The 15,941-nt window shown below is 31.5% G+C and carries 16 protein-coding genes and 2 pseudogenes; 1 reads left to right on the forward strand and 17 read right to left on the reverse strand.

The window, feature by feature from the left end; genetic code table 11:
* Positions 1-98 precede the first annotated feature (98 nt).
* The 7 genes from NE544_RS10070 to NE544_RS10100 all read right to left on the reverse strand — a co-directional run bounded on the left by NE544_RS10070 (position 99) and on the right by NE544_RS10100 (position 8,105).
* Positions 99-1,022, reverse strand: coding sequence for an ABC transporter permease (locus tag NE544_RS10070; protein WP_370866109.1), 924 nt, complete (start codon positions 1,020-1,022; stop codon positions 99-101).
* Between the two features lie 194 nt (positions 1,023-1,216).
* Positions 1,217-2,086 carry an ABC transporter ATP-binding protein gene (locus tag NE544_RS10075; protein ID WP_256269239.1) on the reverse strand — a complete coding sequence of 290 codons (870 nt, stop codon included), beginning with the start codon at positions 2,084-2,086 and terminating at the stop codon, positions 1,217-1,219.
* Positions 2,087-2,197: 111 nt separating this feature from the next.
* Positions 2,198-3,523: a hypothetical protein gene (locus NE544_RS10080; protein ID WP_256269240.1), complete on the reverse strand. Its 1,326-nt coding sequence runs from the start codon at positions 3,521-3,523 to the stop codon at positions 2,198-2,200.
* Positions 3,524-3,527: 4 nt separating this feature from the next.
* The gene (locus NE544_RS10085; RefSeq protein ID WP_256269241.1) at positions 3,528-4,535 is read right to left on the reverse strand and encodes a hypothetical protein; all 1,008 of its coding nucleotides are present in this window, start codon (positions 4,533-4,535) and stop codon (positions 3,528-3,530) included.
* A 4-nt stretch (positions 4,536-4,539) separates the two neighbouring features.
* Entirely contained in the window at positions 4,540-5,418 is an 879-nt protein-coding gene (locus NE544_RS10090; RefSeq protein WP_256269242.1) for an ABC transporter ATP-binding protein, read from the reverse strand.
* Positions 5,419-6,042: 624 nt separating this feature from the next.
* A complete protein-coding gene (locus NE544_RS10095; RefSeq protein WP_370866111.1) occupies positions 6,043-7,323 on the reverse strand; it encodes a helix-turn-helix domain-containing protein in 1,281 nt (426 codons plus the stop codon).
* Positions 7,324-7,904: 581 nt separating this feature from the next.
* Complete coding sequence (locus NE544_RS10100; protein WP_256269244.1) at positions 7,905-8,105, reverse strand: hypothetical protein; 201 nt, start codon at positions 8,103-8,105, stop codon at positions 7,905-7,907.
* A 129-nt stretch (positions 8,106-8,234) separates the two neighbouring features.
* Between NE544_RS10100 and NE544_RS10105 the strand changes: the two are divergent.
* A pseudogene (locus NE544_RS10105) lies at positions 8,235-9,516 on the forward strand (ATP-binding protein).
* A 261-nt stretch (positions 9,517-9,777) separates the two neighbouring features.
* Here the strand turns inward: NE544_RS10105 and rpsI are convergent.
* From rpsI to NE544_RS10155, 10 genes and pseudogenes are all read right to left on the reverse strand, one after another.
* The gene (gene rpsI / locus NE544_RS10110; protein ID WP_117573786.1) at positions 9,778-10,179 is read right to left on the reverse strand and encodes a 30S ribosomal protein S9; all 402 of its coding nucleotides are present in this window, start codon (positions 10,177-10,179) and stop codon (positions 9,778-9,780) included.
* A 13-nt stretch (positions 10,180-10,192) separates the two neighbouring features.
* Positions 10,193-10,630, reverse strand: coding sequence for a 50S ribosomal protein L13 (gene rplM, locus NE544_RS10115; RefSeq protein ID WP_003864733.1), 438 nt, complete (start codon positions 10,628-10,630; stop codon positions 10,193-10,195).
* A 117-nt stretch (positions 10,631-10,747) separates the two neighbouring features.
* Positions 10,748-11,296 (reverse strand): hypothetical protein, encoded by a 549-nt coding sequence (locus NE544_RS10120; RefSeq protein WP_256269246.1) that lies wholly within the window; start codon positions 11,294-11,296, stop codon positions 10,748-10,750.
* A 65-nt stretch (positions 11,297-11,361) separates the two neighbouring features.
* On the reverse strand, positions 11,362-11,571 hold the full coding sequence (locus tag NE544_RS10125; RefSeq protein ID WP_256269247.1) for a PHP domain-containing protein: 210 nt from the start codon (positions 11,569-11,571) through the stop codon (positions 11,362-11,364).
* Complete coding sequence (gene truA / locus NE544_RS10130) at positions 11,558-12,301, reverse strand: tRNA pseudouridine(38-40) synthase TruA (protein ID WP_256269248.1); 744 nt, start codon at positions 12,299-12,301, stop codon at positions 11,558-11,560. The genes NE544_RS10125 and truA overlap by 14 nt, the downstream gene beginning before the upstream one ends.
* Positions 12,298-13,095, reverse strand: a complete 798-nt coding sequence (locus NE544_RS10135; RefSeq protein ID WP_256269249.1) for an energy-coupling factor transporter transmembrane protein EcfT — start codon at positions 13,093-13,095, stop codon at positions 12,298-12,300. Before NE544_RS10135 ends, truA begins: the two co-directional genes overlap by 4 nt.
* Positions 13,088-13,948: an energy-coupling factor transporter ATPase gene (locus tag NE544_RS10140; RefSeq protein ID WP_256269250.1), complete on the reverse strand. Its 861-nt coding sequence runs from the start codon at positions 13,946-13,948 to the stop codon at positions 13,088-13,090. Before NE544_RS10140 ends, NE544_RS10135 begins: the two co-directional genes overlap by 8 nt.
* On the reverse strand, positions 13,933-14,751 hold the full coding sequence (locus NE544_RS10145) for an energy-coupling factor transporter ATPase (RefSeq protein ID WP_118114610.1): 819 nt from the start codon (positions 14,749-14,751) through the stop codon (positions 13,933-13,935). The genes NE544_RS10140 and NE544_RS10145 overlap by 16 nt, the downstream gene beginning before the upstream one ends.
* 66 nt (positions 14,752-14,817) lie before the next feature.
* Entirely contained in the window at positions 14,818-15,270 is a 453-nt protein-coding gene (locus NE544_RS10150; protein ID WP_117573488.1) for a hypothetical protein, read from the reverse strand.
* Positions 15,271-15,272: 2 nt separating this feature from the next.
* A pseudogene (locus NE544_RS10155) lies at positions 15,273-15,854 on the reverse strand (O-methyltransferase); the annotation flags it as partial.
* Positions 15,855-15,941 lie beyond the last annotated feature (87 nt).

The following is a 15,941-nucleotide window of genomic DNA, read 5'->3' on the forward strand; positions in this document are numbered from 1 at the left end:
GGATTATGTGGACTTCTGTAGCATATTGCATGGACTTCAGATAGCGGAATACTCATTTTAAGTTCCGTTTTATTTCAAATTTCATAAATTTCAACATATCAATCACCCGTTACAATCAAATCTTTCTTTTTTAACAATAAAATGCTTAAAATCACACAAACTATTAAAACAACAATATTCATTATACAAATGGTAAAAATTTTATTTTGTTGAAGCATACTAAACATATCAACATTTAAAAATCCAATGAAATAATTTATTTTATGTAAGTTCTGACTAAAAAGATTAACCATTAAATAAAGCGTTATAGTAATCACCAAAGATGTCGTAGTTGATTTAAACAAGCAAGAAATTAATGTATAGACACCTATCAGAAATAAACTCATAGCTATTGTTATAAAAATAATATACATTAGTATCTTACTTTCCATATATATATGATTTCCCACTGAAAATGAATATTGCGTATTTCCCATACCAAAAATCAGTGTATTTACGCCAAATAATAGAACTATCAAACAAATAAATCCAATTAACAAAAAAATAGAAAATACCACTTTAGTAAGAATAATTTTTAAAGTATCGTATTTTGAAGTAAACAATATTTTATACACACCTTGATCGAATTCTTTAAATATATCAAAAATCAAAAGAAAGTATAAAATTAATAAAACTGCACCTAAATAATGATTCGATAAATTCACAGCCAAGTTAGATGTTGTACAAACATAAGGCGAATGCTTAATTGGAATATGATTCTTTTTTAAATACCTATATTCTTTCTGTGTCTTTTTTAGGTAATCTAAAGAATACGTTGTATACGAAATAATCGTATACTTTTTTGTTTTTCCTTCAATTAGCAAATCATTCCACTGCATTAAATCATCTAAAGAAACAGCAGAGGTAGAATAATCGCGGTATAAATCATTTGCACAGGAATACAGCCTATTAAAATATTCAATCGCATTTCCGTAATATAGTTTGTCTTTTTCTTTTTTAGCCAAAAACTGATAATTTGCCATATTCGTAATATCGTACATAGCATTTTGTCTTGCCTTGGAAAACTGTTCAGTTTTTGCTTCTATGTATACATGATTTTGGTACCCGTTAAAAGAAACATACCCTATAAAAGAACAAAGAATCAATAAGAATACAAGCCAATTCTTTTTTGTGCGAATGAATTTCTACCATTCATACTTTAACAAATAAACCATATCTATTCTCCATAAATTCTTGTATACATATTCTCTAAATCATCGCTTGTATTAGTGATATCCAGCAGCTGAACGCCTTCTCTTTCTAATTTGCGTAAATATACGGATAGCTCATTTGGATTTTGAATAGAAAATTCATATAGAAAATCTGATAGTTTTCTAAACTGGTGATCTGTTATTATTTTATTCACCCTAATTTGATATGTGATTGTCTGCTCTTGTTTTTCTACCTCTTTAATTTTACCATTTTCAATATAAATAATTCGATCAGCAATCTTTTCAATTTCATTTAATTGATGGCTAGAAATCAATAAAGACATTCCGTATTCATCCACCATTTTACGAAGCTCTTTTCGCAATTCAAATACACCCGATGGATCCAATCCATTCATAGGCTCATCTAACATTAGGAATTGTGGAGAAGATAGCAATGCAATAGAAAGTGCTAATCTTTGTTTCATACCTAAAGAATAGCTAGATACAGGCTTCTTTAAATAATCTGCTATTCGTGTATAATCTGCCATTTGTTGCAATTTATCTTTCGATACATTTTTTAAGCTGGCAAATATCTCAAGATTTTCATAACCAGTCATATTAAAGAAAAGTCCTGGACTTTCAATCAAACTAGCCTGATGCGACAAAGCCTTCTCTCTTTGACTTTGTATATCATGACCACATATAGTAACATTTCCAGAATCCATATGAATTAACCCGCATAAACATTTCATTAATGTACTTTTACCTGCACCATTAGGACCAATAAAACCTACAATTTCATTTTCTCGAATAGAGAACGAAATATCATCTAACACTAAATGATTGCCATATGACTTACACAAATTTAAAACATCTAAAACATTTTGTTTTATCATTATAAATAGCCCTCCTTTTTTTAGTTAGAAGTTAGAACAATTGAAAATGTTACAAAAGTAAATGTAAATCAAAACATTGCTTTTATCATTTTCTATACAACAATATTTTTTTCATAAGCTCCTCTTATCTTTCTGTCGAACACTCACATAATTTATAAATAGTAAAACAAAAATAAATACGACACATATACAAATCGAATTCAACCAGTTTTGCATACCACAACCCGATAAAACACTTAAACTTGAGGTTATACTAAATGGATTTATAAAAGATATCAAATCCATTCTTTGACTGATGACATATAAAATAATACAAATTATTCCAGATAAATAATTAAATCCTGTTTTTGTGAAGGTATATACACAAAACATAGCCATTTGAATATAAAGTTCTAATTTCAGAAGAATTAATGGTAAAGATATTATTAAAGCTTTCCATAATGGAATAAAAGATAAATCAGGTATAAATCCTTGTTCTGTCGCATAATATTCAGACATATTATTTATGACATAATTGTCTGTATGATACATCCTTCTAAAAGAGAAGAAATGTTTAGTGTCAGCCAACAGCCATGTATCCCATCCTGCAAAGCCATTACTGATTCCTAGCAAAAGAAAAGGAATACCTATTGATGCAATCATAAGAAGTAAAAAAGCTATAAATAATTTTACTTGTATGTGTACGAAAAAGTGCACATCATTTAATTGTTCGAGCTCAAAAACACCTGTCTTTTTTTCGTACATTAAAACAACAACACAATAAATCAAACATAAAGGCATAAACAAATACGCAAATGAACTGTCTATTCTTAACTGGTGTGCTAAAAAATACCATGGACCTTTTCCTACATATTGTTCCGTATTTGTTTCTAATTGATGTAGCTGTTCTTGAACAGATAATTCAACGGTTCTATAATCCTCTTTTTTATTTTGAGATATTTGGCTACCAATCATAAAAATCCGACTCTGATCAAATGAAATATCTGCTTCTTCAAAGCCTAATTTATGAACTTGGCGCATAAATTTTTCATCACCATTCTTTTTTAAAGCATCCAAATGATACAGCTTATCCCATAATGTAATTTCATTATATCTTTTTATTAATCCTTTATTTTTAAAAACTTCTTTTCCATATTTGTTAAATAAATTCCATCCAGCTTTGGCATTATCAATAGCCCAGCTTAAATAATCCTGATAACTATTCCAATACACCTTTTCCTCTGCACTCATATGTTTTACGGCCATGTATTGTAGATTGATATCTGATAAAGCTCTTTGGTACTGTTGAATCTGCGTTTCAAAAATATTCATATTCTGTTCCACATCATACTCATGTCCCATATAATTTGGTACTTGCACCATGTTCAATACTAATAAAATGAAAAAGATAACAGCACTCACTTTATTCTTTAATACACTTTTTATTTCTAAAACCATAAGCTTAACCTAAATCCAATCTTTCTAAATAGAGACATGAAATGAACTGTATGCATATTGCGCCTATAAAGAACAAAGATGTATAGGCCCATAAAGTTTCAATATGCAAATATGTATACATAAAAACAAATAATAACCCCGTCAACATTAGACTCATTCCTTTATTTTTCGTCAACAAAGATAAACATTGTATACATGAAGCACTAAACAAAACCCATCCAAGTACAGAAAGAATATGATGAGACAAGTAAATAATCACTGGTGTTGTTCCAATCAATAACTCTATGCCACTTCCACAATTTATATATCCAATCAAATACAATACGACGAAAAATAGTATACTAAAAAAAACAGTGATAAAAATATGTAACAACGCGCGAAGTATATATACATATTTACGACTTTTCCCTATTGTAAATAAATATCGAAATGTATTGTTTTCTAAATCTTTAGACCATATATCCACATTCCACACTAGAATCAAAATCATGAATAAATAAAAGAAAAGATTGTTTCCTTTTAAAAATTGCACCATCAAATAACAACCCGTCGGTTTATTTTGATATACAAAGTCATAATATTCATTTTCAATATATGTTTTTTCCATTTGAATTCGTTTTTTTAAGTCTTGTTTATTATTTTGGAGAATCGATTTAAAATTGGATAAATCCATACCTGAATCAATATATTTTAAAATATTTTGATCCCTATCATACATATCTTTTGCGATAATTTTTACATCCTCGTCATTTTTCCAATCACTTAATAACTTTTGACAATAAATACTGTCCTCTCTAAAAAAGGCATTCAGTTTTTCTTTTGGAAGAATATTGATTCTTTGGTTTTCTTCATTTAACGTTTCATAATAATACATGATTTGATTGGATGCATATTGTTCATATTCAGTATTGTATTTAAAAAAATACACGGATAAAACGCTAATTAAAACAAGGATCAATGCTAGAATATTTCTTTTTGAAAAAAGAAATTTAAATTCATTTTTTAATAACATACGCTTAACCCTTATATAATTCCTTATAATATGTTTCCAAATCCTGATGTACTTCAGCTAAAGAATACACTAAAATGTCATTTTGAATCAGTATTTGCAAGGATTTAGAAAATTCTTCTTTGGAATCACATTGCATATAAAGAACATGCTCTTTAATAAAAGAATTTTTTAAAAGAAGCAATACATTTTTCGGATTAGAAACTTCTAGTCGATAAATCGAATGATTTTGACGAAGTTCGTCCATATTCTTCTCTTTGATCAATTTTCCACTTTTAATAAATAAAGCTCGATCAGCTAATTTATCGAGTTCACTTAACTGATGGGAAGATAATAAAATACTTGTTCCTTCATTTCGTATAGTTAAAAGCTTATTTCTTAAATCAAATATAGCTTGTGGATCTAAACCATTCGTAGGCTCATCAATAATAAGTAATTTAGGTTTGGACATCATAGCCAAAGCCAATACTAATCTTTGTTTCATTCCCATCGAATAATGTTCTGTGGCTCGATCTAAGCCATCCTTTAAATCACTGAATTGCTCCATTTCCTCAATTCTTTTAGAATCTAAATGTTTCCAATTTGCCATGATTTTAAAATGTTCATGTCCAGATAACTCTGGATATAAAGATGGATATTCAATACTTACACCTATATTTTTTAACGCATTGGATGAATCGCTCTTTAAATCATATCCACAGATAGTAATTTTCCCTTCACTCATATGATATAGTCCTGTAATACATTTCATGATTGTACTTTTTCCAGCACCATTTGGCCCAATCAATCCTACAATTTCATTTTCAAATATTGAAAAACTAATATTATCTAAAATCCTATGATTTTTAATCTGCTTTGAAACGCCTTCTACTTTGAGTATTTCCATATATATTCCCCCATATTCCTTTCCTAAATAATAAGAGACAACAAAATGTTATCTCTTAAATACTTATAGCTTAAATCCATAATTCGGTTTACACTTTATTTATCTCATAGATACTATATTTCCACTAGACTTGGTTTAGCCGGTGCATTAGTTCTTGCATTGAATGTGATTATATTGTCACCATTTTAAAAACAAGTATTATATAGTGATCGTTTCATTGCAATTGCAAATATCCATTAAAAAAAACTCTTTCTGATTTAAGAATAAATTAATTGTAATAAAAAAGCAATATCAACTTTTTAATTAAGTTTTTCATAATACGTAATAGAATCATTAAAAGAATTTCGAATAAATAAGACAAATCAAAAAAGTATCCAAGCTTCCGTTGTTTTAAGACGGAGAAGGATACCATTTTGAATACATACATAAGCAGTATACTTATGTCAATTCCAATTATAATATAGTATATTTGACGTCACTTCATGAGCTAAACCTTGAGAATGATACCCTAAAGCCAGCTCACAAAATATGAACTATAATATATTTCATTACAATTCAATTGATTAAAATGCTCTTTCTGATTTCAATATAAAGTAATTGTAATAAAAAAACAATATCAATTTTTTAATTAAGTTTTAACCCTATAGCTTCAATTATTTGATTCGCATATGACATCTTGTAGAAATTTTCTTGTAATTCTTTCACTTTTCTTAATTTATTTTGTAATCTACAATCAAGATATAACTCATTTAGTAGTTTTAAAACTAACATAGCTCTGTCAACTTCACCTGCAGTCAAAGCTAAATTATAGCAACTTTCTATACGGTCAACAGCCTTTTCACGCTTATTATCAATCAAGTATTTTAAACCTTGAAAGAAATTCTTATAATATTTACCTATACTATTGTTACTTAGAGATTGACGTATATATTTTTTTGCTAATGTATAATCTTTAATAAATAAATGAAGCAAAATCCTATACAAAACTAAATCATAATCGTCTTCCAAGTATTTCTGATCTACCATTCCTAAATACTTAAATCCATTCTCATAATTCTTTTGTAGTAAAGAAATCAATACTAAATTAGATAGAATACAATATTTTAGAAATTCTTCATTTCGTATTTTTGATTCTTTTAACAGCTTTAGATTCAAATTTTCAGTTTCAACATATTGTTCTGTATTCAAATACAGTACTCCTTGATTCAATAATAAATAACATAATCTTTCAAAAGAAACTTCTTTAATCGCAATCTCTATACTTTTGCGAATATATTTTTGTGCCAAAGTATAATATCCCAAATTCAAATAAATACTGCAATAATGATAATGATTCATTAAAAACTCATTATCATATAATCGCGATTGATTTAAATACTCCAAAGCTTTTATACTATCGTTCAAATACATTTTTTCTAGCGCTTTTATATCATAATAAATAGATAATTCCTTATTTGAAAATGAACTTTTTCCTATTTCAAGAATTCTTTTAAACAGTTGTACATCTTCATTATTTTGATTGATAATTCCATCCATATATAGAATTAGATAATATTCAAATCGTGCATAAGAGCAGCTAATGAAAGAATTGTTTTTAACTTCTTCTATTGTAGAATTCATTTCATCTGTTGATAAATTTGAATATTGAGCATAAATATACAGAACTAAATCAATCATCTTTTTTCTATCGGTTTTATAATCAAACGAACAACCACATACATGACAAATTTCATTTATCTTCTCTTTAGTTGCTGAATTCTTACCTGTTTCAATCTGGGAAACAGTAGATTGACTTATTTTCAAAGCAGATGCTATTTTTTTCATTGGAATATTTTTTTCAACCCTAATGCTCTTTAAAATATTGCCAATCAATGACCTATTTATATTATTTGACACATTTCTCACCTTTGTTTCCAATGCAAATGATGGTTCATTTCCTTTATATATGCATCTTAAATCATAAACCAAACATTATTTTATATTTCTTATAATTAATTTTAATTGTTTATTTAGGTTCATTCAATACACAATATTTAATTAAGAAAACATAGTCTATTTAGATTATTTGGTAATATATGCTTATTATCTATCATGTCATCTTCAATTGAGGCAATGTGATTATGTATTCCACACGCCCGATCAAAAACTTTTTACGTATCGTAACTATTACGACAGTTACTGGAACCCATTTATGGTTCGATTGGAATATGATCAAACACCACATTGTTGCAGACACACATGTGTATCCCTACTTGCAACTGCACAGATATCACAAACATATCAAAAACTAATAGTTGGTCACAAAGGTGTTAATACACACCGAACCGTACTCTGCAATTTTCCTTTCCACTTGCTTGTTGAGTGCAGTTCTCCAAAGCCTCTTTGAACACAGAATTTCATTCTGTGGCTACACGTTTTGCGAACGCTTTTGACCAGAACCAGCTTACCGCTGGCTGTGGCCTTTTTCTTTTAATTTAACTTGATTATTAGTTTTCATATTCAAATAATTTGGCAATCAACACTTTGAGTTCACCCAAAGCAGCTGGCGTTCCAACAATGACTTTCAAACATTCATTTCCAGTACGATAAACAACAACCTGTATAGGAGTGGCGTTCGATTGACAACGATGATCAGCTAATGACTTTGGTAACCAGTGACACAAAAGAAATAAACGAATTATAGTCATTGGAAAACAAATTCGTTTGCTTCTTTAGAATCATTGACATAGTTATAATAGCTAAAAACATACTATCCACTTTCAAAAATTTAAAAATTTTTATTTTTTGAAAGTGGCATATTGCATACAAAGATTATAATCGGATATAATACAAGTAAGGATGACTTTCAAAAGTTTAAAAAAATTCATTTTTTGAAAGTGAGGTAACACTATGAAAACCATTGAAAGAACTGAATACCTAAATCGAATAAAGAATCTGAAGGATACGCCTGATATAAAAGTTATTACCGGTATCAGAAGATCGGGTAAGTCAATACTGATGCAGGAGTATATCCAGTATCTGAAAGACAACTTTAATGATATCAACGTTATCTTTATTGACTTTATGGATCTTTCATTTGAACACCTGAAAGAGTATCATGCGCTTCATGCCTATGTTGAGGAACGATATGTGGAAGGAAAGTCGAATTATCTTTTCATTGATGAAGTGCAGATGTGTCCAAATTTTGAACTGGCTGTAAATAGCCTATATTCAAAAAGAAAATATGATATCTATATCACCGGTTCCAACGCTTTTTTGTTAAGTGCAGATTTAGCCACTCTATTTACCGGTCGTTATATTGAAATTCATGTCTATCCATTCAGTTTCAAAGAATATTGTAATTACTACGACAACAACCACGACATAGAAAAGCTATTTGAAGATTACACCATCAAAGGTGGATTAGCTGGGTCCTATGCCTACAACACCGAAAAAGACAGGAAGGATTATATCACGGAAGTCTATGAAACAATTGTTACAAGAGACCTTGTACAGAAGTATTCCCTGCCAGATACTCAGGTATTACAGCGCTTAAGTGAATTCCTTATGGACAATATATCAAACCTGACCTCACCAAGCAGAATCAGCAATATGCTATCCGAAAAGAACATATCAACTAATCATGTCACCATTGGAAAATATATCAAATACCTGTGCAACGCCTTTGTTTTCTATGATATCAAGCGCTACGATATCCGTGGCAAGAAATATCTTGAAAGCACAGAAAAGTTCTATTTAAGTGATATTGGCATACGTTATGCTGTTCTTGGTACAAGAAACATGGATTATGGCAGAGTATATGAAAACATGGTCTGTCTTGAATTATTACGTAGTGGCTATGATGTCTATGTTGGAAAGCTTTATCAGAAAGAAATCGATTTTGTTGCCCAAAGAGGTAGTGAAAAAATCTATATTCAGGTAAGTGACAATATCACTGAAGAGGAAACATTCAAAAGAGAATATGCGCCTCTTTTACAAATCAAGGATGCATATCCAAAGATTATCATCGCCAAAACCGGTCATCCAAAGTATTCATATGAAGGAATTGAAATCTTTGATATCAGGGATTGGTTGCTAAATAAAAAACAAGCTATATAATCAAAGAATTAGTAAGATTAAAAATATTAAACGCATCAGCATCTGCTGGTGCTTTTCTTGTAAAATTACATTTTGTGCGTGCTTTTCGATAACTGAGGAGTTAATTTTGCTACTTATAAGCGTGCTGTATGCGTGCTTAAAGAGACTTTTCAACACTATTCACAACAATTCACAGAAATAGAAAAAACCACCCAAAGCCCATATATAAAGGGTTTGAGTGGTTTTGAATCTCTTTGCAGAGTAGTCAAAAGTATGTTCTGACTAACGTTTAGAGAATTGTGGAGCACGACGAGCTGCTTTAAGACCGTATTTTTTACGTTCTTTAGCACGAGGGTCACGAGTAACGAATCCTGCAGCTTTTAATACTGGACGGTAGTCTTCACTAGCTTCCATTAAAGCACGAGTGATTCCGTGACGCATAGCACCAGATTGACCAGTGTATCCTCCACCTTGTACGTTGATAATCACATCAAATTGATCAACTGTGTTAGTGATTTCTAATGGTGATTTAACAACCATACGTAAAGTTTCCAATGGAAGGTATTCTTCCAAAGTTTTTCCGTTGACTACGATATTACCTGTACCTGGACGTAAAAAGACACGAGCAACAGATTTTTTACGACGTCCAACGCCATGATATTGAACAGTGTTAGATTTTTTCATATTCTATTCCTCCTTATCCTCTTACCTTCAATTCAACAGGTTTTTGAGCAGCATGTGGGTGTTCGCTACCAGCGTATACGAATACGTGTCCACGTTGTACATCACCTAATTTAGTGTGAGGTAACATACCTTTGATTGCTCTTTCAACCCATTCAACAGGGTATTTCTCTTTCATTTCTTTAGCTGTACGCACACGCATACCTCCAAAGTATCCAGAGTGGTTGTAATACTTTTCAGTATTCAACTTGTTTCCAGTCATTTCGACCTTGTCAGCATTGATCACAATTACATAATCACCACAGTCAACATTTGGTGTGTATGTAGGTTTGTGTTTACCTTTTAATACATGAGCACAAGTTGAAGCCAAACGTCCTAAAGTTTGTCCGTTTCCATCAACTACATACCATGTACGTGTTACATCGGCAGGTTTTGCCATAGTAGTTTGACGCATATCTAATTTCCTCCTTGATTTGAGCGTTTACCGGGGCTCAAAAGGCCAGAGTTTAGCCACCTAATATGATATGCAATATCCCTATAAAAGTCAATGAAAAAAAGAAAAAGTTTAGCTTTATTTTTGCCAAACTTTGATCTTTTCTGCTTTTATTTTTTTATAATCAATTGAAGGTACATCATCTATGATTTCTACATCAAATTCAGATAGTTTTTCTAAAGCGAAATCATACCATTTTTTATTTAAATCGCCTACCTCATGTGCATCCATACCAATGATAGCCTTGACATCATATTGAGCGGCAATTTGCCAGAATCTAGAATGTGGATACTCTTCATAGCCCATACGTAAATTGTGCTGCATACCCAACACATTAAATTCTAATGGAACATTATAATCTTGACTTGTCTTACAAATTCTGTGGAATCCCTCTTCGATTTCTGGTGTTATTACACCACCCGTACTTTTTAAAATCAATTCTGGATGTGCCAAGTATGCATACATACCCGTTTTCATACCTTCCACACAAGTATCAAAATAGCCTTTAATATATTTTCCTTTCGCTCCACCTAAATAAATATGATCCTCATCTGTACCATAATAATGATTGCCAAAAATCAAATAATCAATTTCATTTTCAATACAGAAATCCAATAACCAATCCATATATTTAGGAAAGTATTCAGCTTCTAAACCAAAACGAATCTCAATCTGCTTCTTATATCTATCTTTCAGATATAAATGCTATCTTTATAATCATCAAATTCATCAAGCTTCATACGCATATGCGCCACAAAATCAGAGTCATATTTCCAACACGCATGATCTGAAAAGCCCAATACTTCAAAACCATTTTGAATGGCAGTACGAACAAATTCTTCATCATTACCAAAGGCATGATGACAACGTGAAGTATGTGTATGAAAATTAGTTTGTTTCATTGTATTTTACCTCCACTAAATATAATCCGCAACTCGGTGCATTATAACGACATGCCGACTTATCTTTCGCATCTAACATTCTTTGCACATCATCAATATCTATCTTATGTTGACCTACCGCAATTAAAGTACCCGTCATCATACGAACTTGATATCTTAGAAAACCAGTACCTTCAAAGATAAAATGCACATCTGTACCTTCTTTATTAATTTCAATATTTGAAATCGTTTTGACTCTAGGTTTTCTCGGATCGATTTTACTTGAGGCAAAACTCGTAAAATCATGAGATCCCAAGAATACTTTTGATGCATTTTTCATCGCCTCAATATCCAATTTTTTGGTTAATAAATTACGATACTTATAATTAAAAGGATTCTTTATATCATATGAACAATAATAATCATAACGTTTGCCTACAGCACTAAAACGTGCATGAAAATCATCGGGCATTTCTTCCGTTTTTAAAATACGAATATCTTTAGGAAGCAATGCATTTAATGCTCTTTCATATTGAATAGCCGGAACATTTTTACTTGTCTCAAAATGAAAGACTTGACCAAACGCATGAACACCAGCATCCGTTCTTCCACTCGCAACAACATCCACATTCTCTTTAGTAATTTTATACAAAGCTTCTTCAATCACTTGTTGAACGCCTAACGCATTCTCTTGTTTTTGCCAGCCTGCATAATTAAAACCATCATAGCTGACAAGTGCTTTTACAATCATAATACCCAAATACCAATACAAGCACAAAGAACGACAACACTTAAAATCATTGAAGCATAATCGATAGTCTGCATCTTTAACACTTTGTAACGTGTTCTTTTTCTAGAAGGATCATACCCTCTAGCTTCCATCGCATTCGCAAGTTGATCTGCACGATCAAATGCAGAAACAAATAGTGGAACAATTAAAGACAAAATGGCCATGATTTTTTCTTTAATACTCCCATTTTCTAAATCCACACCACGACTTGCCTGCGCATTCATAATACGCTGTGTTTCTTCAATCAATGTTGGAATAAAACGCAACGCAATACTGATCATCATCGCAATAATATGAGCTGGTACACCAACCTTTTCAAAAGGCTTCAACAATTTTTCAATTCCCAAAGTCAAATCCAAAGGCTTTGTTGTTGCTGTTAATACAGTTGTGATAATGACCATCAACATTAAACGAACCACAATATACAACGTTTGATTTACGGCATCACTATAGATTGTAAATCCTTTGATTGAAAACAAAGGTGTTCCTGTTTTAATAACCAATAGGTTAATAACCAACAAGAAAGCCATCATCCATAACATTGGTTTCATTGTTCTTAAGGCATATTTAATATTTAATTTTGATAAATACAAACTCAATAAAATAAAAATACCTATAATCACATATCCAAGGACTCCTGCAGGAATAAATATCGCAACCATTAAAAACAGCATGATCATGATCTTAGATCGAGGATCCATCTTATGAACCACAGAATCTAATGGCATATATTGTCCTAACGCAACATTATTCATGTTTCTTCACCTGCTTTTCTATTGAATCCACAAGTGAATTCATATCCATAATATCTGGATCCATCTCAAATCCATTTTCTTCTAATTGCATCTTTAAACGCACAATACTAGGTGGATTGATACCAATCTCTTGTAGATATTCAGGATGCTTAAAAAATTCCTTCACATCCGCTTCCTGCGTTACTTCACCATGACTTAACACAATTACATGATCACAATAATTCATGACATGCTCCATATCGTGAGTTACTAAAAGAACGGTTTTGCCTTCCTTTTTATTTAAGTTCATAAACAAAGTCATCATTTCTTGAGCACCTTGAGGATCAAGACCTGCAGTTGGCTCATCTAAAACTAAAACTTTTGGATTCAATACTAAAATACCGGCAATCGCAACACGACGTTTTTGTCCTCCACTCAAATCAAAAGGAGAACGATCCAAATAACTTTCATCCAAACCTACAACAGGCAAGACTTTCTTTACTAGTTGGGAAGCATCTTCTTCACTTGTTCCAAAGTTTTTTGGCCCAAACGCAATATCCTTACCAATCGTTTCTTCAAACAATTGATATTCAGGAAACTGGAATACAAGTCCAACTTCTTTTCTCAATTGCTTCACATCTTTGATTTTCAACAAAGGCTGAATATGGAAACCACAAATATCCAAAGTACCTGCTGTTGGAATCAACAAACCATTTAAATGTTGAACCAAAGTTGATTTACCAGAACCCGTCTGCCCAATAATAGCTGTAACTTTCCCTTCTGGAATTGAAAGATCAATACCTTTTAATGCGGCATGCGAAAAAGGGGTATTTTCATTATATGTGTGATCTAACTTCTTTATTTCAATCGACATAATTTTTCTACCACCTCATCTAAACGACATACATTTTCCTTAAAAATCCCACGCTTCTTTAATTCTTTAGAAATCTTTAACGCAAAAGGAATATCCAACTGCATTTTAGCTAGCTTATCTTCCTGTCTAAAAATATCCATTGGTGTTCCCTGCATCGCAATTTCACCATTTTCTAATACTATGACATTTTCAGATTGAGCAACCTCTTCCATATCATGTGTAATTGATAAAATAGTGATATTTTTTTCCTCATGTAACTTGCGAATCTGCGCATTAATACTTGCCTTACCTTGAGGATCCAACATACTTGTCGATTCATCAAAAATAATAATGTCCGGTTCAATTGCTAAGATACCCGCAATCGCTACACGCTGTTTTTGTCCACCAGATAATTTAGTCGGCTCTGCACTTAAAAAATCCGTCATTCCAACACGACTTGCGACATCTTCAATAATCCCCTGCATCTTTTCTTGTTCTACACAATGATTTTCTAAACCAAAGGCAATATCATCTGCCACTGTAGAACCAATAAATTGATTATCTGGATTTTGGAATACTATTCCAACATGACTTCTCAATTCATATACACTTTCTTCATTTAGTTCCTGACCTAAAATTTGAATTTTTCCCTTTTTCGCTTCCAATAAACCAATGATTAGTTTTGCCATTGTACTCTTACCAGAACCATTATGTCCAATAATCGTTGTATAACTTCCTTTTGGGATTGAAAAAGAAACATCTTTTAATATATCATTTTTCCCATCATAGGAAAAAGTTAAATGTGAAACTTCAATTGCTTCCATCACATATCCTCCACCATAAACGGAACTATTATACCATATTAAAATGGCTTGAGCACCCTCAAGCCACTATTTATTAAAATGAAATCCTTTATATTCAGCACTCGTGTTTGTACATGCATTTACAAGTGTGTCTGACAAAATTTTTAAATCACTTTCATTTACACCCTCATGATAAATTACATCCACAAGTTTGTCTTCATCATCATACGAAGAAGTTAATCCATTTTCAGCAATTTCTGTTTGAAATTGTTTAGCCGCCTCCTTAGAATCAAAGCTATATGTAAGTGTGACCGGAAGAATTTCTTCTTCAGCCTCTTTAAATCCCATAATATCCGATTCCATATTTTTTAATGGACTTACACTAGGTTGAATCTCTTTTTCAATAGGTTCATCAATATCTGGGCATAAGAATTCATCTAACTCTTCCTGTCTTTGTTTATCACGACGTACTTTGCCAGCAACTGCACATGCGCCAACTGTAATAGTTGCAGCACCTACTAAAAATTTAAAAAGATTCATAATTATTTCCTCCTTGTAATGGCAACTCCGTCTCCATAATCATAAAATGCTGTTTCATAATCGGAAAGTTCTGCCAAATACGTATGATAATCATGGATCTTGCGAACTAATTGGCGTGTATTGCGATTACGCGATAATTCTGGATGTTCTACAAGCCCATGAAAATTCATATTATCTGATACAATTATACCATTCTCATTCAAATGGATACAGTATTTCTCAAAAAAACGTCGATATTGTGCTTTAGCTGCATCAATAAAAATACAGTCAAACATACCATCTACATCTACTTCAAGAGCATCCCCTTCAATCAATGTGATTTGGTCAGATAATCCACTTTCCCCAATATTCTTTTTTGCCTGAACGATCATGTCAGGATTTCTTTCAATTGTGACAACTTTCATTCTAGGATCTAACTTAGCTACTTCAATAGATGTACGCGCAATTGCAGTTCCTAACTCCAAAAATGACAGGCATTGATTTTCTTGAAGTTTTTCTAACAAGAACTTTAACCCACCATCCATCATAATAGGCACTTGATGTTCTTTTGCGTATTGTTCTAAATCACTCATTTTAATTCTCCTTAAAAGAAAAGTGAAGTAGTAACTACTACTTCACGAATTGTACAATTGCCATTGGAGCTGCATCTCCACGACGGATACGTGTTTTTA

Source organism: Holdemanella sp. MSK.7.32 (assembly GCF_024460475.1).
Lineage (GTDB): Bacteria > Bacillota_I > Bacilli_A > Erysipelotrichales > Erysipelotrichaceae > Holdemanella.

Coding starts and splice junctions, on each gene's coding strand:
- NE544_RS10070 (WP_370866109.1), bottom strand. CDS start 1,022: ATGGCAAATTATCAGTTTTTGGCTAAAAAAGAAAAAGACAAACTATAT.
- NE544_RS10075 (WP_256269239.1), bottom strand. CDS start 2,086: ATGATAAAACAAAATGTTTTAGATGTTTTAAATTTGTGTAAGTCATAT.
- NE544_RS10080 (WP_256269240.1), bottom strand. CDS start 3,523: ATGGTTTTAGAAATAAAAAGTGTATTAAAGAATAAAGTGAGTGCTGTT.
- NE544_RS10085 (WP_256269241.1), bottom strand. CDS start 4,535: ATGTTATTAAAAAATGAATTTAAATTTCTTTTTTCAAAAAGAAATATT.
- NE544_RS10090 (WP_256269242.1), bottom strand. CDS start 5,418: ATGGAAATACTCAAAGTAGAAGGCGTTTCAAAGCAGATTAAAAATCAT.
- NE544_RS10100 (WP_256269244.1), bottom strand. CDS start 8,105: ATGACTATAATTCGTTTATTTCTTTTGTGTCACTGGTTACCAAAGTCA.
- rpsI (WP_117573786.1), bottom strand. CDS start 10,179: ATGAAAAAATCTAACACTGTTCAATATCATGGCGTTGGACGTCGTAAA.
- rplM (WP_003864733.1), bottom strand. CDS start 10,630: ATGCGTCAAACTACTATGGCAAAACCTGCCGATGTAACACGTACATGG.
- NE544_RS10120 (WP_256269246.1), bottom strand. CDS start 11,296: ATGGATTGGTTATTGGATTTCTGTATTGAAAATGAAATTGATTATTTG.
- NE544_RS10125 (WP_256269247.1), bottom strand. CDS start 11,571: ATGAAACAAACTAATTTTCATACACATACTTCACGTTGTCATCATGCC.
- truA (WP_256269248.1), bottom strand. CDS start 12,301: ATGATTGTAAAAGCACTTGTCAGCTATGATGGTTTTAATTATGCAGGC.
- NE544_RS10135 (WP_256269249.1), bottom strand. CDS start 13,095: ATGAATAATGTTGCGTTAGGACAATATATGCCATTAGATTCTGTGGTT.
- NE544_RS10140 (WP_256269250.1), bottom strand. CDS start 13,948: ATGTCGATTGAAATAAAGAAGTTAGATCACACATATAATGAAAATACC.
- NE544_RS10145 (WP_118114610.1), bottom strand. CDS start 14,751: ATGGAAGCAATTGAAGTTTCACATTTAACTTTTTCCTATGATGGGAAA.
- NE544_RS10150 (WP_117573488.1), bottom strand. CDS start 15,270: ATGAATCTTTTTAAATTTTTAGTAGGTGCTGCAACTATTACAGTTGGC.